Source organism: Pseudomonas sp. Fl5BN2, assembly GCF_009908205.1.
GTDB lineage: Bacteria > Pseudomonadota > Gammaproteobacteria > Pseudomonadales > Pseudomonadaceae > Aquipseudomonas.
In genome coordinates this window covers 1-1,343 of sequence record NZ_JAAARL010000054.1, presented here as the reverse complement: position 1 = coordinate 1,343, position 1,343 = coordinate 1, and the positions used below count along the sequence as shown (strand labels likewise).

Genomic DNA, 1,343 nt, shown 5'->3' with positions numbered 1-1,343 from the left:
CTGTTTGGATTCATTTCCCTGGACTTCTTTGCCGGTGAGCTGACCCACCCGTTGTTTTCCGCACCCGGCCGGCGCTACATGGTGCTGGCCGCCATGCGTCTGGCGATGTTGATCAGGATCATCCGCAAACGCTACCCGAACGACACGGTGAACGTGGTGGGTCACAGCCAGGGCACGCTGATCAATCTGTTGGCCCATGCCTTTCTCAAGGATGACGAGGTTCAGGTGCGCCCGGCCGACGGCGTGGTGATGATCAACTCCCCCTATAGCCTGCGTGAGCCCACCACGGAGAAGTTTCAGGGCTACGGCAGCCAGCAAACCTCGGAGGCGCGCATTGCGGCCCTGGAGGGGATCCTCAAATACATGGCCGGAGCGCCCAATCCGTACCCGGCATTGTCGAGCGTCGCCCTGAAAAACTGCCAGGGTTATGGCGCCATTGGCGGGTCGGGCTGGAGCGGCGGGCCTGCGTCGCACACCACCATCGATGGTGAAAAGATCTCGTTCAACGAGCGCGATAACCGCGGCAGTATCTTTCTGTACTTCACCCCTCAGGACCAGACCGTCGGCCTTGCCAACGTGCAGGGGATCGGCTGGCAGGGCGTTGACGAGCACCTGCATGGCAAGCCGGTACGCAGTACCTTGCCGCTGAGCTTTCACCAACGGATCTTTACCCTGCGCAAACGCGGCGAGAAAAAAGAGCTGATTGGCCTGCACACGCCACCCTATGTCTACCCATTGCTGTTGAAGGGTGAGGACACCTGGGAGGACATGGGGTTGCCGTACAAACAACGGATGTCAGTGGCCCGCGCCTCCCTTGAACAAGGAAAGTCGGTGATGCTGACCGCACCGTTATTGCCGGTGCCCGCGCAAACCCACTTCAACGCCGATGGCGTAGTGGTCATGCCGGGAGCGGACTCCAGCAGTGGTGTCTATCAGGTCAAGGACACCCTGGCGCCCATCGATGCGTCCATCGCGATCAGCAACGGCGCCTGGACCTCCGAAAGCAGCCAATACGCCAAGCTGGACTCGATCGATGAAGCCATCGCCTTCAAGCACGGACGCGATATTGCCAGCGTTAAAAAGGCGCTCAATGAAGGCAAGGACACGGCAGAACAGACCCACGTGTTTGTCGCCCGGGCGACAGACAACGGCAAGGTGCTGGTGACCCGTTCAGAAACGCCCTACGAGGCCCGTATGCGCCTGCAAGGGGGAGGCAAGAACGGGGAGCATGAAGAGGCACTGTCGTTTCACTCGGCGATTCCCAACAACCCTGACCATAGCCGGCGAGTGCTGGCCTATGACGTGGCGATTGGGGCGGGAGAGAGCGTGGATGATGTGACGTT

At 60.5% G+C, this 1,343-nt stretch carries 1 protein-coding gene; it reads left to right on the top strand.

The window, feature by feature from the left end; translation table 11 throughout:
* A partial coding sequence (locus GV819_RS32505) for a T6SS effector phospholipase Tle3 domain-containing protein (RefSeq protein ID WP_161760111.1) occupies window positions 1–1,343 on the top strand: 1,343 nt, incomplete at both ends.